The 25,681-nt window shown below is 73.1% G+C and carries 22 protein-coding genes; 13 read left to right on the top strand and 9 right to left on the bottom strand.

What is annotated here, in order from left to right:
- Position 1: 1 nt before the first annotated feature.
- Entirely contained in the window at positions 2–634 is a 633-nt protein-coding gene (locus ABZ261_RS03935; RefSeq protein ID WP_356855547.1) for an AIM24 family protein, read from the bottom strand.
- A gap of 155 nt (positions 635–789) precedes the next feature.
- Here ABZ261_RS03935 and ABZ261_RS03930 point away from each other — a divergent pair, with 155 nt between their 5' ends.
- From ABZ261_RS03930 to ABZ261_RS03910, 5 genes are all read left to right on the top strand, one after another.
- Complete coding sequence (locus ABZ261_RS03930) at positions 790–1,134, top strand: DUF3817 domain-containing protein (protein ID WP_356854989.1); 345 nt, start codon at positions 790–792, stop codon at positions 1,132–1,134.
- Complete coding sequence (locus ABZ261_RS03925) at positions 1,131–1,424, top strand: MTH1187 family thiamine-binding protein (RefSeq protein ID WP_189986363.1); 294 nt, start codon at positions 1,131–1,133, stop codon at positions 1,422–1,424. Before ABZ261_RS03930 ends, ABZ261_RS03925 begins: the two co-directional genes overlap by 4 nt.
- A 115-nt stretch (positions 1,425–1,539) precedes the next feature.
- A complete protein-coding gene (locus tag ABZ261_RS03920) occupies positions 1,540–2,049 on the top strand; it encodes a MarR family transcriptional regulator (RefSeq protein ID WP_356854987.1) in 510 nt (169 codons plus the stop codon).
- A 43-nt stretch (positions 2,050–2,092) separates the two neighbouring features.
- Positions 2,093–2,431, top strand: coding sequence for a DUF3817 domain-containing protein (locus tag ABZ261_RS03915; RefSeq protein ID WP_356854986.1), 339 nt, complete (start codon positions 2,093–2,095; stop codon positions 2,429–2,431).
- 97 nt (positions 2,432–2,528) lie between these two features.
- A complete protein-coding gene (locus ABZ261_RS03910; RefSeq protein WP_356854985.1) occupies positions 2,529–4,229 on the top strand; it encodes a methylmalonyl-CoA mutase family protein in 1,701 nt (566 codons plus the stop codon).
- Between the two features lie 6 nt (positions 4,230–4,235).
- Here the strand turns inward: ABZ261_RS03910 and ABZ261_RS03905 are convergent, their stop codons facing one another.
- Positions 4,236–4,853: a TetR/AcrR family transcriptional regulator gene (locus tag ABZ261_RS03905; RefSeq protein ID WP_356854984.1), complete on the bottom strand. Its 618-nt coding sequence runs from the start codon at positions 4,851–4,853 to the stop codon at positions 4,236–4,238.
- Between the two features lie 210 nt (positions 4,854–5,063).
- On the opposite strand from ABZ261_RS03905, the gene ABZ261_RS03900 reads away from it, so the two are divergent.
- The 4 genes from ABZ261_RS03900 (at position 5,064) to ABZ261_RS03885 (ending at position 9,528) form a co-directional block, all read left to right on the top strand.
- Positions 5,064–6,035, top strand: coding sequence for a tetratricopeptide repeat protein (locus ABZ261_RS03900; RefSeq protein WP_356854983.1), 972 nt, complete (start codon positions 5,064–5,066; stop codon positions 6,033–6,035).
- A gap of 621 nt (positions 6,036–6,656) precedes the next feature.
- The gene (locus tag ABZ261_RS03895) at positions 6,657–7,313 is read left to right on the top strand and encodes a DUF6230 family protein (protein ID WP_356854982.1); all 657 of its coding nucleotides are present in this window, start codon (positions 6,657–6,659) and stop codon (positions 7,311–7,313) included.
- A 120-nt stretch (positions 7,314–7,433) separates the two neighbouring features.
- Positions 7,434–7,979, top strand: coding sequence for a DUF6114 domain-containing protein (locus ABZ261_RS03890; protein ID WP_356854981.1), 546 nt, complete (start codon positions 7,434–7,436; stop codon positions 7,977–7,979).
- Positions 7,980–8,073: 94 nt separating this feature from the next.
- The gene (locus tag ABZ261_RS03885; protein WP_356854980.1) at positions 8,074–9,528 is read left to right on the top strand and encodes a hypothetical protein; all 1,455 of its coding nucleotides are present in this window, start codon (positions 8,074–8,076) and stop codon (positions 9,526–9,528) included.
- 99 nt (positions 9,529–9,627) lie between these two features.
- Here the strand turns inward: ABZ261_RS03885 and pyk are convergent, their stop codons facing one another.
- The 3 genes from pyk to pta form a co-directional block, all read right to left on the bottom strand.
- Entirely contained in the window at positions 9,628–11,052 is a 1,425-nt protein-coding gene (gene pyk / locus ABZ261_RS03880; protein WP_356854979.1) for a pyruvate kinase, read from the bottom strand.
- A gap of 84 nt (positions 11,053–11,136) precedes the next feature.
- Positions 11,137–12,348 (bottom strand): acetate kinase, encoded by a 1,212-nt coding sequence (locus ABZ261_RS03875; RefSeq protein ID WP_356854978.1) that lies wholly within the window; start codon positions 12,346–12,348, stop codon positions 11,137–11,139.
- Positions 12,345–14,435 carry a phosphate acetyltransferase gene (pta, locus tag ABZ261_RS03870; protein ID WP_356854977.1) on the bottom strand — a complete coding sequence of 697 codons (2,091 nt, stop codon included), beginning with the start codon at positions 14,433–14,435 and terminating at the stop codon, positions 12,345–12,347. Before pta ends, ABZ261_RS03875 begins: the two co-directional genes overlap by 4 nt.
- 193 nt (positions 14,436–14,628) lie before the next feature.
- Between pta and ABZ261_RS03865 the strand changes: the two genes are divergently transcribed.
- The gene (locus ABZ261_RS03865) at positions 14,629–15,654 is read left to right on the top strand and encodes an ATP-dependent 6-phosphofructokinase (RefSeq protein WP_356854976.1); all 1,026 of its coding nucleotides are present in this window, start codon (positions 14,629–14,631) and stop codon (positions 15,652–15,654) included.
- Between the two features lie 137 nt (positions 15,655–15,791).
- Here ABZ261_RS03865 and ABZ261_RS03860 read toward each other — a convergent pair whose 3' ends face one another.
- Positions 15,792–18,248: an ABC transporter permease gene (locus tag ABZ261_RS03860; RefSeq protein WP_356854975.1), complete on the bottom strand. Its 2,457-nt coding sequence runs from the start codon at positions 18,246–18,248 to the stop codon at positions 15,792–15,794.
- Positions 18,242–18,979 (bottom strand): ABC transporter ATP-binding protein, encoded by a 738-nt coding sequence (locus ABZ261_RS03855; protein WP_356854974.1) that lies wholly within the window; start codon positions 18,977–18,979, stop codon positions 18,242–18,244. The genes ABZ261_RS03860 and ABZ261_RS03855 overlap by 7 nt, the downstream gene beginning before the upstream one ends.
- Before the next feature lie 172 nt (positions 18,980–19,151).
- On the opposite strand from ABZ261_RS03855, the gene ABZ261_RS03850 reads away from it, so the two are divergent.
- Together ABZ261_RS03850 and ABZ261_RS03845 are read left to right on the top strand one after the other, a co-directional pair.
- Entirely contained in the window at positions 19,152–20,450 is a 1,299-nt protein-coding gene (locus ABZ261_RS03850; protein ID WP_356854973.1) for a sensor domain-containing protein, read from the top strand.
- The gene (locus tag ABZ261_RS03845; protein ID WP_356854972.1) at positions 20,414–21,082 is read left to right on the top strand and encodes a response regulator transcription factor; all 669 of its coding nucleotides are present in this window, start codon (positions 20,414–20,416) and stop codon (positions 21,080–21,082) included. The genes ABZ261_RS03850 and ABZ261_RS03845 overlap by 37 nt, the downstream gene beginning before the upstream one ends.
- 31 nt (positions 21,083–21,113) lie before the next feature.
- Here the strand turns inward: ABZ261_RS03845 and ABZ261_RS03840 are convergent, their stop codons facing one another.
- Together ABZ261_RS03840 and ABZ261_RS03835 are read right to left on the bottom strand one after the other, a co-directional pair.
- Positions 21,114–21,815, bottom strand: a complete 702-nt coding sequence (locus ABZ261_RS03840; protein WP_356854971.1) for a response regulator — start codon at positions 21,813–21,815, stop codon at positions 21,114–21,116.
- Entirely contained in the window at positions 21,812–23,458 is a 1,647-nt protein-coding gene (locus ABZ261_RS03835) for a sensor histidine kinase (protein ID WP_356854970.1), read from the bottom strand. Before ABZ261_RS03835 ends, ABZ261_RS03840 begins: the two co-directional genes overlap by 4 nt.
- 153 nt (positions 23,459–23,611) lie before the next feature.
- Here ABZ261_RS03835 and ABZ261_RS03830 point away from each other — a divergent pair, with 153 nt between their 5' ends.
- The gene (locus ABZ261_RS03830) at positions 23,612–24,991 is read left to right on the top strand and encodes a cation:dicarboxylase symporter family transporter (RefSeq protein WP_356854969.1); all 1,380 of its coding nucleotides are present in this window, start codon (positions 23,612–23,614) and stop codon (positions 24,989–24,991) included.
- Positions 24,992–25,681: the final 690 nt, after the last annotated feature.

Below are 25,681 nucleotides of genomic sequence, written 5' to 3'. Positions count from 1 at the left end.
CTCACAGGTCCCCCGCGATCGTGTTCCGCTCGCTGGGCTGGACGTAGACCAGTCCGTCGCCCTCGAAGCGGATCTGGAAGGCCTCGCCGCCGCCCTCGCCGAGGAGCGTGCGGAAGGTCACACCGGACTGGAAGGACTGGCGGACGTCGCCCTGGTGGGCGACATAGGCCCCCGGGTCCACGATCAGCGGGTACTGCGGGGTGACCCGCAGCGCGACCGCCGGGCCGTCGGAGACGATCGCCGCCTGGCCGTGGCCCTCGACGGTCGTCGTGAACAGCCCGTTGCCCTGCGAGGCGCCGCGCAGGCCGGTGAACGTCGTGCCCGTCCGCAGCCCCGCGTCCGCCGCCAGCAGATTGCCCGCCTCGACGTGCAGCCTGTCCCCGTGCAGGCTCACCAGATTGATCTCGGACGCCCGGTCCGCGAACCAGCAGGTCCCGTGTCCCTTCACCTCCATCACCGTCATCTGCTCGCCGGTGAGCCGCCGGGTCACCATCCCGCGCAGCCCCTCGCCGCCACCGCTCAGCTTCTTGAAGGTCATCTGCCCGTCGTACGCGACCATCGAGCCGTTCTTCGCCTTCACGGCGTCCCCGGTCATGTCGACGGCGAGGACCTTGCTCCCCTGGAGCCGGAACATCGCCACGCTGTGAACGTAGCGGCCGGGCGGGTGGACGGAACAGGGCCTACGGGTGGAGACCCACCCTGAGCGGACCCCCAGGGGCGCCGTTTGCCACAATGAGGGAACGCTTGTGCGTGCGTTCACAAACATGTCGCTCCCACCGAAGGTGATCCGTGGACATCAAGACCGCCACCGCCCTACGCCGCCTCCGTCTGGTCTCGGCCCCGGAGGCCGTGTCCTTCCTGATCCTGCTCCTGTGCTCCGTGCTGAAGCGGACCACGGAGTTCAACGCGGTGCCCGTGATGGGCGCGATCCACGGCGTCCTGTTCATCCTGTACGTCATCTTCTGGGCGGACGCCTGGAACCGCGCCAAGTGGCCGCTGGGGACCGCGGCCCTCTACTTCGTCCTCTCGGTGCTGCCCACCGGCGGCTTCTTCGCCGAGCGCAGGCTGCGCCGCGAGGCGGAGGACGCCGTCGTCGCCGCCCGCGCCCGCAAGGAAGGGGTCGTGAACGCATGATCGTCGCCTTCTCCGTGACGCCCCTGGGCGTCGGCGAGGACGTGGGGGAGTACGTCGCCGACGCCGTGCGCGTGGTCCGCGAGTCGGGCCTGCCGAACCGCACCGACGCGATGTTCACCTCGATCGAGGGCGAGTGGGACGAGGTGATGGACGTCGTCCGGCGGGCCGTCGCCGCCGTGGAGGCGCGGGCGCCGCGCGTGTCCCTCGTCCTCAAGGCCGACATCCGCCCCGGCGTGACCGACGGACTCACCTCCAAGGTGGAGACCGTGGAGCGGCACCTGGCGCGGTGAGCCCTCCCGGGCGCCCGGGCCCCGGCCCCGCCGGGCCGGGTTCCGCACGCCGGCCGGTGACCGAAAGCCGAGACGGAGCTGACCGGCATATGACCGGCCGGTAGGGTCTGGTGCCGTGCCGAAGCCACTCAGCCTTCCGTTCGACCCCATCGCCCGCGCCGACGAGCTGTGGAAGCAGCGCTGGGGAAACGTGCCGTCCATGGCCGCGATCACCTCGATCATGCGGGCCCAGCAGATCCTGCTCGCCGAGGTGGACGCGGTGGTCAAGCCGTACGGGCTGACGTTCGCCCGTTACGAGGCGCTGGTGCTGCTCACCTTCTCCAAGGCCGGTGAGCTGCCCATGTCCAAGATCGGCGAGCGGCTGATGGTGCACCCCACGTCCGTGACGAACACCGTCGACCGGCTGGTGCGCAGCGGGCTGGTCGCCAAGCGCCCCAACCCCAACGACGGCCGCGGCACCCTCGCCGTCATCACCGACAAGGGCCGCGAGGTGGTCGACGCGGCCACCCGCGACCTGATGGCCATGGACTTCGGGCTCGGGGTGTACGACGCGGAGGAGTGCCGGGAGATCTTCGCGATGCTCCGCCCGCTGCGGATCGCGGCGCACGACTTCGAGGAGGAGTGACCCGGGGCGAGATCTCCCGGATCGGGTGGTTACGCTCGACTCCATGAAGAAGAGCGTGCTGACCCGCTACCGCGTCATGGCCTACCTGACCGGTGTCCTGCTCGTGCTGCTGTGCCTGGGCATGATCGCGAAGTACGGGCTGGACGTCGGCGGTGCCGCCGACTTCACCCGGGTCGTCGCCATCGCCCACGGCTGGCTGTACGTCCTGTACCTGATCTTCGCCTTCGACCTGGGCTCCAAGGCGAAGTGGCCGGTCGGCAAGCAGCTGTGGGTGCTGCTCGCGGGCACCGTCCCCACGGCCGCCTTCTTCGTCGAGCGCAGGATCAGCCACGAGCTGCAGGCGCGGGCCGGCGACCGGGCCCCGGCCGCCGCCGAAGCCTGAGTTCCACCGCCGCACGGGCTCCGCGCCACCGCCGTACGCACGCCGTACGGCGGTCTGCCATCGACATTTACTAGGACGTCCAAGTAAATTCGAGGGTATGGACGCTCACGCCATCGAGGAGGGCCGCCGACGCTGGCAGGCCCGCTACGACGCCGCACGCAAGCGCGACGCGGATTTCACCACGCTCTCCGGGGATCCCGTGGAGCCGGTGTACGGGCCCCGACCGGGCGACACGTACCAGGGATTCGAACGGATCGGCTGGCCCGGGGAGTACCCCTTCACGCGCGGGCTCCATCCGACCGGCTACCGCGGGCGCACGTGGACGATCCGGCAGTTCGCCGGGTTCGGCAACGCCGAGCAGACCAACGAGCGGTACAAGATGATCCTCGCCGCCGGCGGCGGGGGCCTGTCCGTCGCCTTCGACATGCCGACGCTGATGGGGCGCGACTCCGACGACCCCCGCTCGCTCGGCGAGGTCGGGCACTGCGGGGTCGCCATCGACTCGGCCGCCGACATGGAGGTGCTCTTCAAGGACATCCCGCTCGGCGACGTCACGACCTCCATGACCATCAGCGGCCCCGCCGTGCCCGTCTTCTGCATGTACCTGGTCGCCGCCGAGCGGCAGGGCGTGGACCCGTCGGTCCTCAACGGCACGCTGCAGACCGACATCTTCAAGGAGTACATCGCCCAGAAGGAGTGGCTCTTCGAGCCGGAGCCCCATCTGCGGCTGATCGGCGACCTGATGGAGTACTGCGCCGCGGGCATCCCGGCGTACAAGCCGCTGTCCGTCTCCGGCTACCACATCCGGGAGGCCGGGGCCACGGCCGCGCAGGAGCTGGCCTACACGCTCGCGGACGGGTTCGGCTACGTCGAACTGGGGCTCAGCCGCGGGCTCGACGTCGACGTCTTCGCCCTCGGCCTGTCCTTCTTCTTCGACGCGCACGTCGACTTCTTCGAGGAGATCGCCAAGTTCCGCGCCGCGCGCCGGATCTGGGCGCGCTGGATGCGGGACGTGTACGGCGCCAAGAGCGAGAAGGCGCAGTGGCTGCGCTTCCACACGCAGACGGCCGGCGTCTCGCTGACCGCGCAGCAGCCGTACAACAACGTGGTGCGCACCGCCGTGGAGGCGCTCGCCGCCGTGCTCGGCGGGACCAACTCGCTGCACACCAACGCCCTGGACGAGACCCTCGCGCTGCCGAGCGAGCAGGCCGCGGAGATCGCGCTGCGCACGCAGCAGGTGCTGATGGAGGAGACCGGCGTCGCCAACGTGGCCGATCCGCTGGGCGGTTCCTGGTACGTCGAGCAGCTGACGGACCGGATCGAGGCCGACGCGGAGAAGATCTTCGAGCAGATCAAGGAGCGGGGCCTGAGGGCGCACCCGGACGGACGGCACCCGATCGGGCCGATCACCTCCGGCATCCTGCGCGGGATCGAGGACGGCTGGTTCACCGGGGAGATCGCCGAGTCGGCGTTCCGCTACCAGCAGGCGCTGGAGAAGGGCGACAAGAAGGTCGTCGGCGTCAACGTCCACACCGGCTCGGTCACCGGCGACCTGGAGATCCTGCGGGTCAGCCACGAGGTGGAGCGGGAGCAGGTCCGGGCGCTCGCCGACCGGAAGGCGGCACGGGACGAGGGCGCGGTGCGCACCGCGCTGGACGGCATGCTGGCCGCGGCCCGGTCCGGCGCCAACATGATCGAGCCCATGCTGGACGCGGTGCGCGCCGAGGCCACGCTGGGCGAGATCTGCGGGGTGCTCCGGGACGAGTGGGGGGTGTACACGGAGCCCGCGGGCTTCTGAGCGGGCTCAGGCGGACGCGGTCAGTCCCAGCAGCAGCACCCGGGTGAAGCTGCGGACCCACTCCTCGTCCGCCGGCTTGCCGCTGACCAGGGTGCGGTGGACGACCGCGCCCGCCACCATGTCGAAGATCAGGTCGACGGTGCGGGCGAACTCCCGCGGATCGGGTTCCGGAGGGAGTTCGCCCCGTTGCTGCGCCCGGGCGCGGCCCTCCAGGACCAGCCGTTTCTGCCGGTCCACGACGGAGGCGCGCAGGCGTTCGCGCAGGGCGTCGTCCCGGGTGGCCTCCGCGACCGCCGCCATCAGGCCGCTCTTGGCCTCGGGGCGGGCCAGGATCGCCGCGAACTGCAGCACCACGCCCTCGATGTCGGCGGCCAGGCTGCCGCGGTCCGGGAGCTCCAGTTCGTCGAAGAGTTCGGCGACCGCGTCCACCAGCAGCTCGCGCTTGCCGGCCCAGCGGCGGTAGAGCGTGGTCTTGGCGACTCCGGCCCGTGCGGCGACGTCCCCGAGGGTGAGCCCGGACCAGCCGAGTTCGACCAGTGCCTCCCGGGTCGCGGCCAGGATCGCGGCGTCCGCCGCGGCGCTGCGCGGGCGCCCGGGACGGCTGGCGGGGGTGCGGCTTCGCATCCTCCGACCATAACCGGCGCCTTCCGCACCGCCGTGAGGGAGATCACCGGGGCGGGGTGTCGCAGGGCGTCCCGATGGCATTACGCTACGAGTCGTAGCGAAAGCTCGTGAGGGACGCACACGGGCGACGACCACGGGCGCGGGGTGGGGACCCGGCGCCGACACACGCTTTTTTTTCGTTCAGGCGCGTAATCGGGGGAGGATAGACGCATGCAGCCACGGAACATGTCCATGAGCGGCGTCGTCGACCTCGCCGCGGTCAAGGCGGCCCAGGAGGCCAAGGCCAAGGCCGAGCAGGCGCGCGCCGAAGCCGCCCGGCAGGGCGGGGCGGGGGCCGTCTCGCCGGCCGATCTCGTCATCGACGTCGATGAGGCGGGGTTCGAGCGGGACGTCCTGCAGCGCTCCGCCGAAGTGCCCGTCGTCATCGACTTCTGGGCCGAGTGGTGTCAGCCCTGCAAGCAGCTGAGCCCGGTCCTGGAGCGGCTGGCCGTCGAGTACAACGGGCGCTTCCTCCTCGCGAAGATCGACGTCGACGCCAACCAGATGCTGATGCAGCAGTTCGGGATCCAGGGCATCCCGGCCGTGTTCGCCGTCGTCGCCGGCCAGGCGCTGCCGCTGTTCCAGGGAGCGGCCGGCGAACAGCAGATCCGGCAGACCCTGGACCAGCTGGTGCAGGTCGCCGAGCAGCGCTTCGGGCTGACCGGCCTGACCGTCGACCCGGAAGCCGAGCCGGGCGGCGCCCCGCAGTCCGCGCCCCAGGCCGGGCCGTACGACGCGGCGCTGAACGCGGCCGCGCAGGCCCTGGACGCGGGCGACCTCGGCGGCGCCGTCCAGGCGTACAAGAACGTGCTGGCCGAGGACCCGGCCCACCCGGAGGCGAAACTCGGCCTCGCGCAGGCGGAGTTGCTGCAGCGGGTGCAGGGCATGGACCCGCAGCGGGTCCGCCGGGAGGCGGCCGAGAAGTCCAAGGACGTCGACGCGCAGATCGCCGCCGCCGACCTGGACCTGGTGGGCGGTCATGTCGAGGACGCCTTCGGGCGGTTGATCGACACCGTGCAGCGCACGGCGGGCGAGGACCGCGACAAGGTACGGCTCCGGCTGCTGGAGCTGTTCGAGGTCGTGGGTCCCGAGGACCCGCGGGTGGTCGGAGCGCGCAGGGCCCTGGCCCGCGCCCTGTTCTGACCGGTTGTCGACCCTCCCGGCGGCCTGTGCCGGGGGGCGAGATCGGCGGTCCTGCGCCGAGCGGCCGCGCTTTGCCAAATCTTGGCAATCGCGGCCGCTGTTACTCCGAGTAAATCGGGGTCGTTGGTCTGTCTGAATTCGTCCACCGATCAACGGCTTTGCTCTGCCCTGGGCTGCCACCGAGCGTCGCCCTCCGACACCGGTCGGTCGTCCCCCGGTTACCCGGCCGTTACTAGCCAGTAACGAACCCCCTTGTGCCGAGGCCGAGAATGCACCACGATCGGCGACGCTCGGTCCATTCCCGCACCCCGGCAGCCGGCCGGGTCACGGGAGATTCTGGGTCCCCACCGAGCAGACCCTGCGGCAGTTGCGCCGGGTCCGGGGCAGGGGGGTCTTCGCCGCACCGGTGAAGCCTGTCCAGCAAGGTTGTGCGTGATGCGTGTCAGGCGCGACCAGTGGTTGTCGCTCGGGGGTGATCGCCGGTGATCCGGGCGCCGTTGGCGCTGTCGGGCGCGGGCGCTCTCCTTCCCGAGGACGGAGCACTTCTCCCATCCCTGCCCGGTCGAGCCGCCGCCTGCGGCCAGTCCGGGACAGGAGATGTACGTCCGAGAAGGAGGAAATATGGAGTCCCAGGTGCGTGGCGGGACCAGATGGAAACGGTTCGCTGTGGTCATGGTGCCCAGCGTCGCCGCTACGGCCGCGATAGGCGTGGCGCTGGCGCAGGGCGCGCTCGCGGCGTCGTTCAGCGTGTCGGGCCAGCAGTTCAAGGTGAGCGCCGACAAACTCGTCGGTCACCAGTTCTCCCAGTACGGCGCACTCGACTCGGGCAAGGGTCTCGACGGCAAGGACGAGGCGCACCCGGTGGCGGTCTCGGCGTTCGAGACGGCCGAGATCACCAACATGTGCCAGTCCGTGGTCACGCCGATCCCGTTCCTGAACAAGGACATCACCCTCAAGCTGACCGCGGGCAACAAGGGCAAGGACGTCAAGGCGTCCAAGCTCTACATCGACGTCGCCAACCTCGACGCCGAAGGCGCCGTGTTCAGTGAGATGGACATCGGCGTCGCGGCCGGCAGCGTCACCAAGGGCCCCAGGCCCAAGTCCGGCGAGTACGAGCAGAAGAAGGCCAACCCCTACGGGTTCGCCCAGCAGGCCGACTCGGCCGTGCTGACCGGCGTGAAGCAGACGGCGTGGGCGACCACCGCCGGCACCTTCGAGCTGTCCAACCTGCACATGGGCCTGTCGTTCGGCAGCGGCGAGAAGTTCGAGTGCTACTGAGCAGTCGATGACGGGCGGGGGAGCCCCTGGTTTCCCCGCCCTGCCCGCTCTGCCGCACCGCCCACATCTCCACCCAGCACCACCTCACCAGAGCAACGCCGCACCAGGGAGCTGTTTTCCATGAGCGCCGAGACTTCTGTCGCCCCCGGTCAGTTCACCCGCCGGAGGCAGCAGTTCCGCGCCTGGCGGGGCAACCGCCCGTTCTGGGCGGGCCTGTACATCATGCTCGGCGGCTTCCCGATCATGTACTTCCCGTACGCGCACCTCCGCTTCGGGCAGCTCACGGTGGCGATGGCGACCACCGCGGGAGCCGGATCCCTGATCATCGGCGTGCTCCTCGTCGTCCTGGGCCTGACCCTGTGGTTCCAGCAGCACGTGCGGGTGTTCTCCGGCGTCGCCGCGATCCTGCTGGCGCTGGTGTCCATTCCGGTCTCCAACTTCGGCGGGTTCATCATCGGTTTCCTGCTCGCGCTGGTCGGCGGGGCGATGGCGGTGGCCTGGGCGCCCCACAAGTCCGCGCCGCAGCCGGCCGAGACGGTCCCGGCGGACGGCGCCGGAGCTCCCGCAGGGACGACGCCCGAGACGGCCCACGGCCCGGGTGAGGCGAACGACGTGTCAGGAACGAGCCCGGCCAACGGGGCGAACGGGAGGCACAGTGCCGGCTGACGAGGTCACCCGCGGGACCGACGCGGACGGGGCCCGCGCGAGAACCGGGCCACGCCACGCGGCGCCCAGGAAGCCGCTGTTCAACAGGTTCCACATGCCGGCCGGCAAGGCGATGGCCTCCGTGGCGATGCCCACGGCGGTGCTGATGGGGCTGGGCGTCACGTCCACGCTCGCCCTCGCCGACAGCAGCAGCACGTCGGCGTCGGCGAAGAGCCTGACGGCCGACGAGTACCAGGAATGCCTCGAGGCGCTGGACGACTCCGCGAAGAAGCCGGACGCCACGGCCTCGCCGTCGCCGTCGGCCTCGCAGAGCACGTCCGCCTCGCCCTCGCCGTCGAAGACCGCCGAGCCGCAGCAGACGCAGAAGACGCAGAAGTCCCCGAAGACCCAGCAGTCGCAGAAGTCTCCGGAACCGGGGCCCCAGGAGACGCGGGAGCCGGAACGGCCGCAGGAGCAGGGCGGGACCGTTTCGCCGGATACGGGTTCCGGCGGCACGGCGCCCGGGCCAGCCGGGACCTCCGGCTCCACCGGTTCCACGGGCTCCGGTACGGACACGGGCTCCGGCACGGGCACGGGCGCGGGCTCCGGCACGGGCACGGGCTCCGGCGGCGCCGCGGACGCGCCGGTGCGCATCGGCGGCGTCGGCGGAGACGTCCTCGACGCCGTCGGCGACACGGTGGGCGACATCCTCACCGGCGGCAAGGGGACGTCCGGCACCCCGTCCGCGATCCCGGAGCCGTCCGCGTCCGCCTCCCCGGCGGCGCCGGCCGCCGCGGGCCCGTCCGGCTCGGGTTCCGGCGCCGCGGACCCCGGCTCGGGCTCCGGCTCGTCCTCCTCGTCCGGCGCCGGCAGCGCTTCCGGCACCCGCGAGGAGAAGGCCGGGAAGGCCCAGAAGGCCCAGAAGGCCGCCGGCGCGGCCGAGGACACCATCCGCACGGCCCCCGGGACGCCGGAGGACGTCACCCGGACGCTGATGAAGGCCGCGCAGAAGGCGAAGGACGCCGGCGGGAAGGCCGGGGACGCCACCGCGTCGGCCACGGCGAGTCCGTCCGCGAGCGCCTCCCTCACCGCCGAGGACTGCCCGGCGGCGACCGACAGGGTGGGCGGCGTCGACAACGAGGTGCTGGTGGCGGACGACCCCTGGTACCTCGACGCCAGCAAGCTGACGCTGGACGGCGCCGACTACCAGGGCGTCGTCGAGGTGCGGACGGCGAGCGGCGCCACGAAGAAGGTCCTCAAGTACGTGGTCTCCGGCGGCACCCGCATCGACGACCTGCACCAGACGGTGAAGGACAAGCAGTCGGGCAGGACCTACCACGTGCAGGCGGCCAAGGGCTCGGAGTCGACGATCACCGGCGGCAGGACCACGATGTACACCGAGAGCATCTCGGGCAACCTGCTGGGCCTCGTGCCTGTGACGTTCACCCCCGACAACCCGCCGCCGCTGAACATACCGTGGATCATGTTCACCCGCGTCACGGTGGTCCAGGCCGCCCAGTTCGGCGGCACCCTGCACATCCCCGGCATGCGCGTGTACACGACCGACTGAGCCCTCGCACCGGCCGGTTCCGCAGCCGCCACGCGCCGAGGGGCGCCCCCCTTTGCCGGAGGGCGCCCCTCGTGCCGTGCGGCACCCGTGCGGGACGGCTCAGTTGCCGCCGCCGAGGTGGTGGACGCGGAGCATGTTGGTGGTGCCGGGGACCCCGGGGGGCGAGCCGGCGGTGATGATGACCGTGTCGCCCGCGTCGAAGCGGCCCAGCCTGGCGATCTCCTGGTCCACCAGGTCGACCATCTCGTCGGTGGTGTGCACGAACGGCACCACGTGCGACTCCACGCCCCAGCTGAGGGCGAGCTGGTTGCGGGTGCCCTCGTCCGTGGTGAAGGCGATGATCGGCTGGGTGGCGCGGTAGCGGGACAGGCGGCGGGCGGTGTCACCGGACTGGGTGAAGGCGATCAGGCCCTTGCCGCCGAGGAAGTCGGCGATCTCGCAGGCCGCGCGGGCCACCGAACCGCCCTGGGTGCGCGGCTTCTTGCCGGGCACCAGCGGCTGCAGGCCCTTGGACAGCAGCTCCTGCTCGGCCGCGGTGACGATCTTCGACATGGTCTTGACCGTCTCGACCGGGTAGGCGCCCACGCTGGACTCGGCCGACAGCATGACCGCGTCGGCGCCGTCCAGGATCGCGTTGGCCACGTCGGAGGCCTCGGCGCGGGTGGGGCGCGAGTTGGTGATCATCGACTCCATCATCTGGGTCGCGACGATCACCGGCTTGGCGTTGCGCCGGCACAGCTCGATCAGGCGCTTCTGCACCATCGGGACCTTCTCGAGCGGGTACTCGACGGCGAGGTCGCCGCGGGCGACCATCACGCCGTCGAACGCCATGACGACGTCCTCCATGTTCTCCACCGCCTGCGGCTTCTCCACCTTGGCGATGACGGGGACGCGGCGGCCCTCCTCGTCCATGACGCGGTGGACGTCCTGGACGTCCTTGGCGTCGCGGACGAAGGACAGCGCGACCAGGTCGCAGCCCATGCGGAGGGCGAAGCGCAGGTCCTCGACGTCCTTGTCGCTGAGCGCGGGCACGTTGACGGCCGCGCCGGGCAGGTTGATGCCCTTGTGGTCGGAGACGACACCGCCCTCGATGACGATCGTCCGCACCCGGGGGCCCTCGACGTCCAGGACCTTCAGCTCGACGTTGCCGTCGTTGATCAGGACCTGGTCGCCGCGCGAGACGTCGCCCGGCAGCCCCTTGTACGTCGTGCCGCAGATGTGCTTGTCGCCCGGCACGTCCTCGGTCGTGATGACGAACTCGTCACCGCGCTGCAGCTCGACCGGCCCCTCGGCGAAGGTCTCCAGGCGGATCTTCGGGCCCTGGAGGTCGGCGAGGACGCCGATGGCCCGGCCGGTCTCCTTCGCGGCGGCCCGGACGCGGTCGTACCGCGCCTGGTGCTCGGCGTGGGAGCCGTGGCTGAAGTTGAACCGGGCCACGTTCATGCCCGCCTCGATCATGGCGACGAGCATCTCGTGGGAGTCGACCGCGGGGCCGAGGGTACAGACGATTTTCGAACGGCGCATGAGGCGATCCTAACGGTTTGTTTCGCTACGGAATATTCCGTCTGGCGGAAGATACAAATGAGTAGGGCACCGCTCAGGTGCTATTCAGTTGTGCTTTCCGACCAGTGCGTAGGTCTGCGTCGCGATCTCCAGTTCCTCGTCCGTCGGCACCACGGCCACCGCCACCCGCGCGTCCGGCGGCGAGATGAGCCGGGCCCGGTCGGCGCGCACGGCGTTCAGCTCCGGGTCGACCGCCAGGCCCAGCCCCTCCAGGCCCGCGACCGCCGCCTCCCGCACGGGCGCCGCGTTCTCGCCGACACCGGCGGTGAACGCCACCGCGTCCACCGTCCCGAGCACGGCGTAATAGGCGCCGATGTACTTCTTGATCCGGTGAATGTAAATGTCGAAGGCGAGCGCGGCCTCTTCGTCGCCCTCGTCCACCCGGCGGCGGATCTCACGCATGTCGTTGTCCCCGCACAGACCGAACAGGCCGCTCCGCTTGTTGAGGAGCGTGTCGATCTCGTCCATGGACATTCCGCCGACCCGCGCCAGATGGAAGATGACGGCCGGGTCGAGGTCACCGGAACGCGTACCCATCACGAGCCCCTCCAAGGGCGTCAGCCCCATGGAGGTGTCCACGCACCGGCCCCGCTCGACCGCGGAGACGGAGGCGCCGTTGCCCAGGTGCAGCACGACGACGTTCACCTCGGACGGCTCCTTGCCCAGCAGCCGCGCCGTCTCGCGGGAGACGTAGGCGTGCGAGGTGCCGTGGAAGCCGTAGCGGCGGATGCGGTGCCGGTCGGCGATCTTCGGGTCGATCGCGTAGCGCGCCGCGGCCTCCGGCATCGTGGTGTGGAACGCGGTGTCGAAGACGGCGACCTGGGGCAGGTCCGGGCGCAGCGCCTGGGCGGTGCGGATGCCGGTGAGGTTGGCCGGGTTGTGCAGCGGGGCGACCGGGATCAGCCGCTCGATCTCGGTCAGCACCTCCTCGTCGACGACCGTCGGCTCGGTGAAGAACATCCCGCCGTGCACCACCCGGTGACCGATCGCGGCCAGCTCGGGGGAGTCCAGGCCGAGGCCGTCGCGGCCCAGCTCCCCGGCGACCGCCTTCAGGGCGGCGTCGTGGTCGGCGATCGGCCCGTTCTGCTCACGGGTGTCGCCGGTGGCGAGGCAGGTGTGCTTGAGCCGGGAGGTCTGCTCGCCGATGCGCTCGACCAGGCCCACCGCCAGACGGCTGCTGTCCCGCATGTCCAGCAGCTGGTACTTCACCGACGAGGAACCGGAGTTGAGGACGAGGACTCGGGTGGGGGAGGTCACTGCTGGGTTGCCTTCTCGCTCGGGTTCTGGGCCTGGATCGCCGTGATGGCGACGGTGTTCACGATGTCCTGGACGAGGGCGCCCCGGGACAGGTCGTTGACCGGCTTGCGCAGACCCTGCAGGACCGGGCCGACGGCGATCGCGCCGGCCGAGCGCTGCACGGCCTTGTAGGTGTTGTTGCCGGTGTTGAGGTCGGGGAAGATCAGCACGCTGGCCTGGCCGGCGACCTCGGAGCCGGGCAGCTTGGTGGCGGCCACGGACGGCTCCACGGCCGCGTCGTACTGGATCGGCCCCTCGATCTTCAGGTCCGGCCGGCGCGAGCGGGCCAGCTCGGTCGCCTCGCGCACCTTGTCCACGTCGGCGCCCGAACCGGACGTGCCCGTGGAGTACGACAGCATGGCGATCCGGGGCTCCACCCCGAACTGCGCGGCCGTGCCCGCCGACTGGATGGCGATGTCCGCGAGCTGCTCGGCGTTCGGGTCCGGGTTGACCGCGCAGTCGCCGTAGACCAGCACCTTGTCGGCCAGGCACATGAAGAACACGGAGGAGACGATCGAGGAGTCCGGCCTGGTCTTGATGATCTCGAAGGCCGGCCGGATGGTGGCCGCGGTGGAGTGCACCGAGCCGGACACCATGCCGTCGGCCAGGCCCTCCTGGACCATCAGGGTGCCGAAGTAGTTCACGTCGGAGACGACGTCGTAGGCGAGTTCCACCGTGACGCCCTTGTGGGCGCGCAGCGCCGCGTACTTCTCGGCGAAGGAGTCGCGCAGTTCGGAGGTGGCCGGGTCGATCAGCAGGCTGTCGCCGAGGTCGATGCCGAGGTCGGCGGCCTTCTTGCGGATCTGGTCCACCGGCCCGAGCAGGGTCAGGTCGCACACGCCCCGGCGCAGCAGCACCTCGGCCGCGTGCAGCACCCGTTCCTCGGTGCCCTCCGGCAGCACCACCCGCCGCTTGTCGGCGCGGGCCTGCTCCAGCAGCTTGTGCTCGAACATCATCGGGGTGACCCGGTCGCTGCTCGGCGCCGAGACCCGGCGGGCCAGGTCGGCGGTGTCGGCGTACCGCTCGAACAGGCCGAGCGCGGTCTCCGCCTTGCGCGGGGTGGCCGCGTTCAGCTTGCCCTCCAGCGAGAACAGCTGCTCGGCGGTGGGGAAGCTGTTGCCGCTCACGGACAGGACCGGGGTGCCCGGGGCGAGACGCGCGGCGAGGGTGAGGACCTCCTCGCTCGGCACCTCGTTCAGGGTGAGCAGCACACCGGCGATCGGCGGGGTGCCGGCGCTGTGCGCGGCCAGCGACCCGACGACCAGGTCCGCGCGGTCGCCGGGGGTGACGACCAGGCAGCCCGGGGTGAGGGCGCTCAGGAAGTTCGGCAGCATCGCACCGCCGAAGACGAAGCCCAGCGCGTCCCGCGCGAGGCCGGAGTCGTCGCCGAGCAGCACCTTGGCGCCGAGGGCCTGGCCGATCTGCGCGACCGTCGGCGCGGACAGCGCGGGCTCGTCGGGCACGACGTAGCAGGGCACCGGCAGCCGGTCCGCGAGCCGCTCGGCGATCTCGTCGCGGTCCTCGCGGGCGACCCGGTTGGCGACCATGGCGAGGACGTCGCAGCCGAGGCCGTCGTAGGCGCGGTAGGCGTTGCGGGTCTCGGCGAGCACCGCCTCCGCGGACTGCTTGCGGCCGCCCACCACCGGGATCACCGGGGCGCCGAACTCGTTGGCGAGCCGGGCGTTGAGGGACAGCTCGTCCGGCAGCTGGGTGTCGGCGAAGTCGGTGCCGAGGACCAGGACCACGTCGTAGTCGCGGGCCACCTGGTGGAAGCGGTCCACGAGGGCGGCAACCAGCGCGTCGGCGCCCTGCTCGGCCTGGAGGGCGGCGGCCTCGCGGTAGTTCATGCCGTAGACGTTCGCCGGGTCCTGCGCGAGGCGGTAGCGGGCCCGCAGTAGCTCGAACAGGCGATCGGGGCCGTCGTGGACGAGCGGACGGAACACGCCCACCCGGTCGACCTGCCGGGTCAGGAGCTCCATGACCCCCAGTTCCACGACCTGGCGGCCGTCACCGCGGTCGATCCCGGTCACGTACACGCTGCGCGTCACGTGTCCACTCCGTTCCTTCTGTCGCGTGTTTCGCCTCGGCGGCATAAAAATCGCCCACCGAGGTGAGCAGAACCCTCTTGACAATACCCCTGCTGCCGGATAAGGCGCCCGTCAAGGCTTCGGCCGCCCCGCGGACGTGGAAGAATCGTCACCGGCTCACCGGCACACGACAGCGAGCAGGAGACACAGCACGATGCGCATCGGAGTTCTCACCGCAGGCGGCGACTGCCCCGGCCTGAACGCCGTGATCCGGTCGGTCGTGCACCGGGCGGTGGCCCAGTACGGCGACGAGGTCATCGGTTTCGAGGACGGCTACCGGGGTCTGCTGGGCCGTCACCACCGCACGCTCGACCTGGACGCCGTCAGCGGCATCCTGGCTCGCGGCGGCACCATACTCGGCTCCTCCCGCCTGGAGCGGGACCGGCTGCGGGAGGCCTGCGAGCGGGCCACCGACATGGTCGAGGAGTTCGGCATCGACGCGCTGATCCCGATCGGCGGCGAGGGCACCCTGACGGCGGCCCGCATGCTGTCCGACGCCGGGCTCCCGGTGGTCGGCGTGCCCAAGACGATCGACAACGACATCTCCTCCACCGACCGCACCTTCGGCTTCGACACCGCCGTCACCGTGGCCGCCGAGGCGATGGACCGCCTGAAGACCACCGCCGAGTCCCACCAGCGGGTCATGGTCGTGGAGGTCATGGGCCGGCACGCCGGCTGGATCGCCCTGGAGTCCGGCATGGCCGCCGGCGCCCACGGCATCTGCCTGCCCGAGCGGCCCTTCGACCCCGCCGACCTGGTCAAGATGGTCGAGGAGCGGTTCGCCCGCGGCAAGAAGTTCGCCGTCATCTGCGTCGCCGAGGGCGCCCACCCCGCCGAGGGCACCATGGACTACGGCAAGGGCGAGATCGACCAGTACGGCCATGAGCGCTTCCAGGGCATCGGCACCGCCCTGGCGTACGAGCTGGAGCGGCGCCTCGGCAAGGAGGCCAAGCCGGTCATCCTCGGCCACGTCCAGCGCGGCGGCGTCCCCACCGCCTACGACCGCGTCCTCGCCACCCGCTTCGGCTGGCACGCCGTCGAGGCCGCGCACCGCGGCGAGTTCGGCAGGATGACCGCGCTGCGCGGCACCGACATCGTGATGGTGCCGCTCGCGGAGGCGGTCACCGAGCTGAAGACGGTGCCCAAGGACCGGATGGACGAGGCCGAGTCGGTCTTCTAGCCGGACGGCTCACGCATCCGACGGGCCGCCGCCGGGCATGCGCGCCCTCCCCGCTCCGGCGGGGCGCGGACGCCCGGCGCACCCGTCCACGGGCCGGGCCGGCGGCCGGGGCGCGCCGCCGGCCCGGCCGGACCGGTTCACCGGTGCACGCCCCCCGGTCCCCTCGCCCCGCGGCGCAGGGCGAGGGCGGCCGGAGCGACCGACGAGAGCACGGCGAGCACCGCGCAGGCGCCCAGGACCCCCGCGAGCGGTGCCCACGGCACCTCGACGGACGTCCGCACCGACAACAGGCGCAGGGCGCTCCACACACCGGCCAGATCGAGCGCGGCGACCAGCGCGCCCAGCAGTCCGCCGACCGCGACCACCGTCAGCGCCTCGGCGCCCACCAGCCGCAGCACCTGCCGCCCGGTGGCGCCGGCCAGCCGCAGCACGGCCAGCTCGCGGACCCGGTCGGAGGTCGCCATGACCATCGTGTTGGCCAGCGAGATGCCCGTGTAGAGCAGGGCGATCCCGAGGACCAGGAAGAGACCGGCCCGGGTGGTGCGGTCGGTCCGGGGGTACGCCGCCCGCACCCAGGCGTCCCTGCTGAGGACCTCGCCTCCGGACGCCCGCACCGCCCGGCGCAGACCCGCGGCCACGGCGTCCGCGCCGACGCCGTCCGCGAGGCGGACGTCGACCCGGTCGACGGGCGCACCGGGGGCGTTGCGCGGGGTGACGTAGACGCCGTTGTCGCCGGTGCCGACGGTCATGACCGCGACGATCTCCAGAGACTTCCTCGTGCCGTCGCCGAGCCACACGTCCACCCGCTCGCCCACGGAGTGCTTCTCCCACTCCTCGTTGACGATGATCGAGTCGTCGTCCAGATCGCCCGCCCGCCCGGCGGCGAGCGGGAGACGGGCCGTCGCCGTGAGCGCCTCCGGCTCGACCGCCCTGGCCTCGGACCGGACCAGCGCCACGCCGTCCTCCAGGATGTACACGGCGCTCGGCGAGCTCGCGAAGACCTCGGCGCCGGGCACGGCCGCCAGCCGCCGCAGCGTCGCGCCGTCGAAGCCGGCGCCGCCCGCCGCGGTGACCACGAAGTCGGCGGCCGTCCGCTCCCGGACCTCGGCCGCCCGCGCCCCGTCGAGGGTGGCGGCGGTGCCCAGCAGCGAGCCCGCCAGCGCGACCGTGACCAGTACGGGCGCCGCGACGGCGGCGGTGCGGCGCACCCCGGCGGCGGCGTTCTCCCGCACCAGCATCCCGCCGGCGCCCGGCAGCCGGGCCGGCAGCCAGGTCATCAGCCGGGTCAGCGGCCGCACCAGCGCCGGCGCGAGCAGCGCCACCGCGGTGATCAGCAGCATCGGCCGGCTCACATAGGTCTTGCGCTGCAGCAGCTCGCCCGGGTTCGTCGCCAGGGCCAGGAACAGCGTCACCGCCGCCGTGATCAGCAGGGCCGCGCCGGCCAGCCGGCGGCCCGGCGTCATCGCCCCGGCGTCCACGGACGCCTCGCGCAGCGCCTCGGCCGGGCCGGTGCGCCCCGCCCGGAAGGACGCGGCCAGCACGCCGCACAGGGCCACGAACACCCCCGCACCGAACGCCACGCAGTAGGGCCAGGTGTGGTCGCCGATGGTGAACCAGCCGGGCGCGAGGCCCTCGTCGGCCGCCCACCGGGCCAGCCGCGGCGCCCCGTACGACCCGAGCGCGCAGCCTGCCGCCGCGGCGAGCACGCCGACGACGAGCCCCTCGTGGACGACCATGCGGCGGATCTGCCCCGGGGTCGCCCCGGCGGTGCGCAGCAGCCCGAACTCGCGGCGCCGCTGGGCCACCGCGAACGCGAACGTGGAGGCCACCACGAACACCGACACGAAGGCGGTGACCCCGCCGGCCGTGCCGAACAGGGCGTTCATCGCGGTGAGGGCCTCGCGGTCCCGGTCGGGGTCGGCGTCGGCGAACCGGCGCGCGTCCCCGGTGAGGACCCGGACCCCCTCGCCGTCGCCGACCGCCGCGCGCACGGCCGCCGCGTCGGCGTCGACCACCAGCTGGAGGCAGCGCGGCGACAGTTCGGCGGCGCGGGCGTCGGTGTAGAACACGGCGTTCTCGAAGCCGAGCGCGGCCACGGCGCCGACGACGCGCACCGTGCCCCGGTCGGTCCGCAGCCGGGCGCCCGGGCGGGCCCAGTCACCGCTGACGACGACCTCGTCCGCGGCCAAGGGCGCGCGTCCCGAGGTGAGCCGGTAGGGCGCGTAGGCCGCGGTGGACCAAGGGTGACCCACCAGATCGGCGGGCCCGCCCCGGGCCCGCACGGCGAACGACCGGTCCTCGACGACGGCGCCGAGGCGCCGCAGCTTCGCGACCGTCTCCTCGGGCACGGCACGCGGCAAGGCGAGCGGCTGGGCGCGGTCGCCGACCGGGGTGGGCACCCGCAGGGTGTCCCCGCCCTTGACGACGACCGGCGCGGCGGCGAACCGCTCCGGCCCCCGGTCGGGTGCGTCCAGCGAGGACGCCAGGGCCAGTCCCATGACGGCGGTCAGCGCCACGCCCAGGGACAGGGCGACGAAACTGCCGGCGAAGGTGGCCCAGCGGGCGCGCAGGGTGCGCAGCGAGGCGCTCAGCACGGCGCCGCCTCCAGCCTGGTCATGCGCGCCGCGATGTCCTCCGCGCCGGCGTCGGTCAACTCGCCGTTGACACGGCCGTCGACGAGGAAGACGACACGGTCGGCGTAGGAGGCGGCGACGGGGTCGTGGGTGACCATGACGACCGTCTGGCCGTCCCGGTCGACCATGCCGCGCAGCAGGGTCAGCACCTGGCGGCCGGTCCGCGAGTCGAGCGCGCCGGTCGGCTCGTCGCCGAACAGCACGTCGGGTCGGGTGATCAGGGCGCGGGCCAGGGCGACCCGCTGCTGCTGGCCGCCGGACATCTCGGCCGGCCGGTGCCGCGCGCGGTCGCCGAGTCCGACCTGCCGGAGCACCTCGCGCACCTGCGCCTTCTTCGGGCGGCGCCCGGCCAGCCGCAGCGGCAGCGCCACGTTCTGCTCGGCGGTCAGCGCGGGCAGCAGGTTGAACGCCTGGAAGACGAAGCCGATGCGTTCGCGGCGCAGCAGCGTCAGCCCGGTCTCGCTCAGCCCGGTCAGCTCCGTGCCGCCCACGGTGACCGACCCGGAGGTGGGCCGGTCCAGGCCCGCCGCGCACTGCAGCAGGGTCGACTTGCCGGACCCCGACGGGCCCATCACCGCGGTGAACGTCCCCCTCGGGAAGGCGAGCGACACCCGGTCGAGGGCGGTGACGGCCGTGCCGCCCGAGCCGTACCGCCGGGTGACGGCGCGCAGCCGGATCGCGTCGTCGCTCATGTGTTCCCCACCCAAGATCCGCTCCTCGGTTCGTCGTCGGTCCCAGGGAACCGCGGAAGACCCCGGTGACGCAGTACGGCAGGAACGAGACCCGGGGTAGGGCCAGACCCACCCCGGAAACGGACCCCAGGCCGATGGCACCCGGGCCGGGCGGCCGCCTACGGTCGTGCGCATGCACCCTCACACCGTGTGGCGGGCCCTGTCCCGGCCGGGCTTCGCGCTGTCGGCCTGGCCCTGGCGCTGCGCCGCGTATCTGCTGTCCGGCGCGGTGACCGGAGCCGCCGCCCTGGTGGGGATCGCGGCGCTGGCGACGGTCTGCGGCGCGCTCGCCCTCGTCCTGGTGGGGCTGCCGCTGCTCGTCCTGCTCGCCCTCAGCGGCATCCCGGTGGCCTGGGTGGAGCGGCGCAGGCTGCGTCTGATGGACCGCGGCCCGGTGTCCGGCCGGCGCCGGCCGCCGGCCGCGCCGGGACTGCGGGCCTGGCTGACCACCCGGCTGCGCGACCCGGCGACCTGGCGGGAACTCGGGTACGCGCTGCTGTTCGCCGTGCTGTTGTGGCCCGTGGACGCCGCGGCGCTCACGGCCGGTCTGCTCCTCCCGCTGTCCGTGGCCGCCACCCCGCTGCTGATGGCCACGGCCGGCGACGGCCAGGAGGCGAAGGTGCTCAAGCAGTGGACGGTCACCACCTGGCCGGCCGCCTTCGGCGTCGCCGTACTGGGCCTGCTCCTGCTGGGTGCGGGCGCTTACGTGCTCGGGGTCGCGGCGGGCGCCCGGGCCGGGCTGGCCCGGCTGCTGATCGCCTCCCGCGAGGGCGAGCTCGGCGCCGAGGTGGTGGAACTGGCCCGCTCCCGCGTGCGGTTGGTGGACGCGTTCGAGGCCGAGCGGCGCCGTATCGAGCGCGACCTGCACGACGGCGCCCAGCAGCGCCTGGTGGCCCTGTCGATGACGCTCGGGCTGGCCCGCCTCGACGTGCCGCCCGGCCCGCTCGCCGACCTGCTCGCGAAGGCCCACGCACAGGCGGGGGAGGCGCTGGCGGAACTGCGGGAACTCGTCCACGGCATCCACCCCGGGGTCCTCACGGACTACGGCCTCCAGGCGGCGGTCGCCGACGCCGCCGACCGCTGCGCGGTCCCCGTCGACGTCGACCTCGACCTGCCGGGCCGGCCGCCCCGTGCGGTGGAGTCCGCGGCGTACTTCGTGGTCCGCGAGGCGCTGGCCAACGTGGACCGGCACAGCGGGGCCGGCCGCGCGCGGGTGAGCGGCGGCCACCGCGACGGACGTCTGTTCCTCCAGGTGCGCGACGACGGCCGGGGCGGCGCGGACCCCTCGGCGGGCAGCGGCCTGACCGGCCTCGCGGACCGGGTGTCGGTGCTGGATGGCAGACTTGCCCTGACCAGTCCGCCGGGTGGACCGACTCTGTTGCGTGTGGAGTTTCCTTGCGAGTTGACCGAGGCGGCCGATCGCTCCGGATAGTCCTGGCCGAGGACGGCGTGCTGCTGCGGGAAGGACTCGTCGGCCTGCTCAGCCGCTGCGGCCACGAGGTGGTGTCGGCCGTCGGGGACGCACGGGCACTGGTCGCCGCGGTCGAGGAGCACGCTCCCGACATCGTGGTGACGGACGTGCGCATGCCGCCCGGTTTCCAGGACGAGGGCCTGCACGCGGCGGTGCGGCTGCGCGAGGCGCGGCCCGCGCTGCCGGTCCTGGTCCTCAGCCAGTACGTGCAGCGGACGTACGCCGCCGAACTGCTGGACTCAGGAGACGGGTCGGGGGTCGGCTACCTGCTCAAGGACCGGGTCGGCCAGGTCGGGGAGTTCGTGGCGGCGCTGCGCGAGGTGGCCGACGGCGGGACGGTGGTCGACCCCGAGGTGGTGCGCCAGTTGCTGCGCCGCCGCCGTGATCCGCTGGAGCGGCTCACCCCGCGCGAACGCGAGGTGCTGGCACTGGTCGCCGAGGGCCGGTCCAACGGCGCGATCGCCAGGGAACTGGTGGTGTCCGAGGCCGCGGTGGGCAAGCACATCGGCAACATCCTCACCAAGCTGGACCTGCCCGTGACGGACGCGACCCACCGCCGGGTGCTGGCCGTCCTCGCCTACCTGCGGACCTGACCCGGGTCCGCCGCCCGCACCCGCCGGGCGCTCAGGGGTCCCGCCGCTCCGCCCCGCTCACCCACCGGTACACCAGTTCCGGCCGCCCCACCTGCCCGTAGAGCGGGCTCCGGCCGGCCCGTCCCGCGTCCACCAGGTGCTCCAGATACCGGCGGGCCGTGATCCGGGAGATGCCCACGGCCTCGGCCGCGCCCGCCGCGGTCAGCCCCTCCGGCGCCTCCCGCAGCGCCACCGTGACCCGCTCCAGGGTCGGCCCGCTCAGCCCTTTCGGCAGGGCCGCGGGCGACGGCGCCCGCAGGGCCGCCAGCGCCCGGTCCACCTCGTCCTGCCCGCTCGCCTCCCCCGCCGCCGCGCGGAACTCGGCGTACCGCACCAGCCGGTCCCGCAGCGTGGCGAAGGTGAACGGTTTCAGCACGTACTGGACCACGCCCAGCGAGACGCCCTCCCGGACCACGGCCAGGTCCCGCGCGGACGTCACCGCTATCACGTCCGCGTGATGCCCCGCCGCCCGCAGGGACCGGGCGAGCTGCAGTCCGTGCACGTCCGGCAGGTGCAGGTCCAGCAGCAGCAGGTCCACCGGCGTGCGGTCCAGGAAGCGCCGCGCCTGCGCGCCCGTGTGCGCCCTGCCGACCGCCGCGAACCCCGGCACCCGGCCGACGTACAGCACGTGCGCGTCGGCGGCCACCGGGTCGTCCTCGACCACCAGGACCCTGATCGGCTGTCCGTCCGTCATGTCCCGCCGCCCTCCGGCGCCGCCGCGGCGGCGCGCACCGGCAGCCGCACCTCGAACACCGCTCCGCCGTCGCCGTCCCCGCCGCGGTCCGCCACCGTCAGCGTGCCCTCGTGCCGGGCGACCGCCTGCCGGACCAGGGCCAGCCCGAGCCCCCGCCCGCCGGGTCCGGCCGGTTTCGTCGTGAATCCCCGCCGGAACACCAGGCCGGCGTGGTCGGGGCGGACACCGGGGCCGGTGTCCGAGACGCGCAGCACCACCTCGCGCGCCGAGGCGTACGCCGTCACGGTCACCCGTGCCCGCGCGCTGCCCTGCGCCGCGTCCACCGCGTTGTCGATCAGGTTGCCGAGGACGGTCACCAGGTCCCGCGCGGACATGCCCCGCGGGAGCAGGCCGTCGTCCAGCCGGCTGTCCGGGGACACCACCAGCTCCACGCCCCGCTCGTTCGCCTGGGCCGTCTTGCCCAGCAGCAGAGCGGCCAGCACCGGCTCGCCCACCGCCGCGACGACCTGGTCGGTGAGGGCCTGGGCCAGTTCCAGCTCGGCCGTCGCGAACGCCACCGCCTCCTCGGCGCGGCCCAGCTCGATCAGGGAGACGACCGTGTGCAGGCGGTTCGCCGCCTCGTGCGCCTGGGCGCGCAGGGCCTCGGTGAAACCCCGCTCCGAGTCCAGCTCGCCCATCAGGGACTGCAGTTCGGTGACGTCGCGCAGGGTGACGACCGTGCCCCTGCGCTCCCCTCCCGACACCGGTGAGGTGTTCACCACCAGCACCCGGGAGGCCGTCAGGTGCACCTCGTCCACCCGGGGCTCGGAGGACAGCAGCGCGCCGGTCAGCGGGGCCGGCAGTCCGAGGTCGGCCACCGAGCGGCCGATCACCTCCGCGTCACAGGCGCCGCCCACGCCGAGCAGCTCCCGGCCGCCGTCGTTGATCAGCGCCACCCGGTACTGCCCGTCCAGCATCAGCAGTCCTTCCCGGACCGCGTGCAGCGCCGCCTGGTGGTAGTCGTGCATCCGGCTCAGCTCCTCGGCGTTCATGCCGTGGGTGTGACGGCGGAGCCGGGCGTTGATCACATACGTGCCGACCGCGCCGAGCAGCAGCGTTCCGCCGGCCACGCCGAGCAGGGCGGCGACCTGGCCGCGGACCCGGGCGCTGATCGCCTCCACCTTGATGCCGGCGCTGACCAGGCCGACGATCCGGCCGCCGTCGGCCACGGGCGTCACCGCGCGCACCGACGGGCCGAGCGTGCCCGTGTACGTCTCGGTGAAGGTGCGTCCCTCCCGGGCGGGGGCGATGCGGCCCAGGAAGTGCCTGCCGATCTGCTCCTCGTCGGGGTGGGTCCAGCGGATCCCGGACGGGCTCATGATCGTGACGAAGTCGACGTTCGCGTCCCGTGCCACCCGCAGCGCGTACGGCTGGAGCGCCTTCGTCGGGTCGGGGGTGCGGATCGCCGAGCGGACCGAGGGGGAGTCCGCGACCGAGCGGGCCACGGCCGTCGCGTGACGGGCCGCCGCGTCCTCCGCCTGGCGCTGGTCGCTGACGTAGGTGAACAGCGCGTACCCGGCCACGACCACCGCCATCAGCACCGCCTGCACGGCGAAGAGCTGGCCCGCGAGGCTGCGGGGGCGGGGCAGGGACGGGCGGCGCATGCCAGCAGTGTGCCTCCCCGGTGGAGTGTGAACTAAATGAACGCAAGGGTGACCGCCCTCACCCGCCGGGAGATAGTCACGGCATTCCCCAGCGACGCCGGACGTGAGCCGCACCCCGGTCGTTCGCCGACGAAGACGTCAAGGAGGGCAGTCGTGGCCGCCAGCACCCCCGATACGGCGCCTGCCGCACCCCGTGCGAAGCGGGACCGGACCCATCACCTCTACCTCGCCGTCGTCGTGGCGGTCGCGCTCGGCATCGCCGTGGGGCTCGTGTGGCCCGACGCCGCGGTGGAGCTGAAGCCGCTGGGCACCGGATTCGTGAACCTGATCAAGATGATGATCTCGCCGATCATCTTCTGCACGATCGTGCTCGGCATCGGATCCGTGCGCAAGGCCGCGAAGGTCGGCGCCGTCGGCGGCATCGCGCTCGGCTACTTCCTGGTGATGTCGCTCGTGGCGCTCGCCATCGGCCTCGTCGTCGGCAACGTGCTGCACCCGGGCGCCGGGCTGCACCTGACCCACGCGCTCCGGCAGACCGGACACGCCCAGGTGTCCAGCGAGGCCCTGCCGCCCGTCGACTTCGTCCTGTCGATCGTCCCGACCACGTTCGTGTCCGCGTTCACCACGGGCCAGGTCCTCCAGACGCTGCTGGTCGCCCTGCTCGCCGGGTTCGCGCTGCAGGCGATGGGGCCGGCCGGGCAGCCGGTGCTGCGCGGCGTCGAGCACCTCCAGCGGCTCGTCTTCCGGATCCTGTCCATGGTCATGTGGGCCGCGCCCGTCGGCGCCTTCGGCGCCATCGCGGCCGTGGTCGGCTCGGCCGGCCCGGACGCGCTCAAGAGCCTCGCCGCGCTGATGCTCGGCTTCTACGTCACCTGCCTCCTGTTCGTCTTCGTCGTGCTCGGGGCGCTGCTGCGGATCGTCGCGGGGCTGAACGTCCTCTCCCTGTTCAGGTACCTCGCCCGGGAGTTCCTGCTGATCCTGTCCACGTCCTCGTCCGAGTCGGCGCTGCCGCGGCTGATCGCGAAGATGGAGCACCTCGGCGTCAGCAAGCCGGTCGTCGGCATCACCGTGCCGACCGGCTACTCCTTCAACCTCGACGGCACGATGATCTACATGACCATGGCGTCGCTGTACATCGCGGAGGCGCTGGGCACCCCGATGTCGGTCGGCGAGCAGATCCCGCTGCTGCTGTTCCTGCTGCTGGCGTCCAAGGGCGCGGCCGGTGTCAGCGGTGCGGGCCTCGCCACCCTGGCCGGCGGCCTGCAGTCGCACAAGCCCGCGCTGGTCGACGGCGTCGGCCTGATCGTCGGCATCGACCGGTTCATGAGCGAGGCGCGGGCGCTGACGAACTTCGCGGGCAACGCGGTCGCCACCGTGCTCGTCGGCACGTGGACCAAGGAGATCGACGGGGCGCGGGTGCGGCGGGTGCTGGCCGGCGAGCTGCCGTTCGACGAGACGACGCTGCAGGACGAGGGCCGGCCGACGGTGGGCGGGGCCGCCGGGCCCCGGGAGGAGGGACTGGTCAAGGCGTAGCCGTCCGCCGCGCCGGTACGGGGCGGACGCTCCCCGGCGCGGCCCCGCACCCCTCCGCCGGCCCGCTCACCCCCCGGTCCGGCCCCGCCGGCGGCCGGTGCGGTGCACAGCGGGACCGGCGCCGGACAGCCTGCGAGCGGCGGGCGGGCGGGTGAGCGGCGTGGCGTCCCGGTTCGGTCGCTCCCCGGCGGCGGGGGCGGCGCGTGGCCGGGCCCGGCGCCGGCGCCGTACCGACCCGCTGCCGCTCCGGTTCCGCGGCCCCGGTGGTGGGGCGGCTCGGGGCGGGATGGGTGAACGGCGGGCGCGGGTGCGGCGTGGCGTTCCGGTCCGGCCGTTCCTGGCAGCCGGTGACGGCTGGGGGCGCCGGACAGGTGCCCGGCCGGCCTGTGACGCTCCGGCCCCGTGGCCCCCGGTGGCGGGGCGGCCCGCGGCGGGAGCGGTGAGCGGCGGGCATCGGTGCGGCGTGGGTTCCGGTCCCGTCGTACCCCGGCGGCTGGCGGCGCCGGACAGGGGCCCGGCGGGGACGGGAGTGGCGTGGCGTTCCGGTCGCGTCGTCCCCGGCTGCCGGGGACGGCATGCCGCCGGTGCCGGTGCCGGGCGGAGCCGCTCCCCGGCGGGTCGGGACGGCACGCGTCCGGAGCCGCTCCCGGTGGCGGCAGGGTGCGTGCCCGGCACCGGCGCCCCCGGCGG

The organism is Streptomyces sp. NPDC006193, assembly GCF_040613915.1.
Taxonomy (GTDB): Bacteria; Actinomycetota; Actinomycetes; order Streptomycetales; family Streptomycetaceae; genus Streptomyces.
The sequence above is the reverse complement of the archived record's forward strand: the minus strand, read 5'-3'. Positions and strand labels throughout refer to the sequence as shown.

Coding starts and splice junctions, on each gene's coding strand:
- ABZ261_RS03895 (WP_356854982.1), top strand. CDS start 6,657: ATGGAGTCCCAGGTGCGTGGCGGGACCAGATGGAAACGGTTCGCTGTG.
- ABZ261_RS03850 (WP_356854973.1), top strand. CDS start 19,152: ATGCACCCTCACACCGTGTGGCGGGCCCTGTCCCGGCCGGGCTTCGCG.
- ABZ261_RS03885 (WP_356854980.1), top strand. CDS start 8,074: ATGCCGGCCGGCAAGGCGATGGCCTCCGTGGCGATGCCCACGGCGGTG.
- ABZ261_RS03915 (WP_356854986.1), top strand. CDS start 2,093: ATGAAGAAGAGCGTGCTGACCCGCTACCGCGTCATGGCCTACCTGACC.
- ABZ261_RS03925 (WP_189986363.1), top strand. CDS start 1,131: ATGATCGTCGCCTTCTCCGTGACGCCCCTGGGCGTCGGCGAGGACGTG.
- ABZ261_RS03835 (WP_356854970.1), bottom strand. CDS start 23,458: ATGCGCCGCCCGTCCCTGCCCCGCCCCCGCAGCCTCGCGGGCCAGCTC.
- ABZ261_RS03935 (WP_356855547.1), bottom strand. CDS start 634: ATGTTCCGGCTCCAGGGGAGCAAGGTCCTCGCCGTCGACATGACCGGG.
- ABZ261_RS03865 (WP_356854976.1), top strand. CDS start 14,629: ATGCGCATCGGAGTTCTCACCGCAGGCGGCGACTGCCCCGGCCTGAAC.
- ABZ261_RS03900 (WP_356854983.1), top strand. CDS start 5,064: ATGCAGCCACGGAACATGTCCATGAGCGGCGTCGTCGACCTCGCCGCG.
- ABZ261_RS03905 (WP_356854984.1), bottom strand. CDS start 4,853: ATGCGAAGCCGCACCCCCGCCAGCCGTCCCGGGCGCCCGCGCAGCGCC.
- ABZ261_RS03890 (WP_356854981.1), top strand. CDS start 7,434: ATGAGCGCCGAGACTTCTGTCGCCCCCGGTCAGTTCACCCGCCGGAGG.
- ABZ261_RS03910 (WP_356854985.1), top strand. CDS start 2,529: ATGGACGCTCACGCCATCGAGGAGGGCCGCCGACGCTGGCAGGCCCGC.
- ABZ261_RS03855 (WP_356854974.1), bottom strand. CDS start 18,979: ATGAGCGACGACGCGATCCGGCTGCGCGCCGTCACCCGGCGGTACGGC.
- pyk (WP_356854979.1), bottom strand. CDS start 11,052: ATGCGCCGTTCGAAAATCGTCTGTACCCTCGGCCCCGCGGTCGACTCC.
- ABZ261_RS03840 (WP_356854971.1), bottom strand. CDS start 21,815: ATGACGGACGGACAGCCGATCAGGGTCCTGGTGGTCGAGGACGACCCG.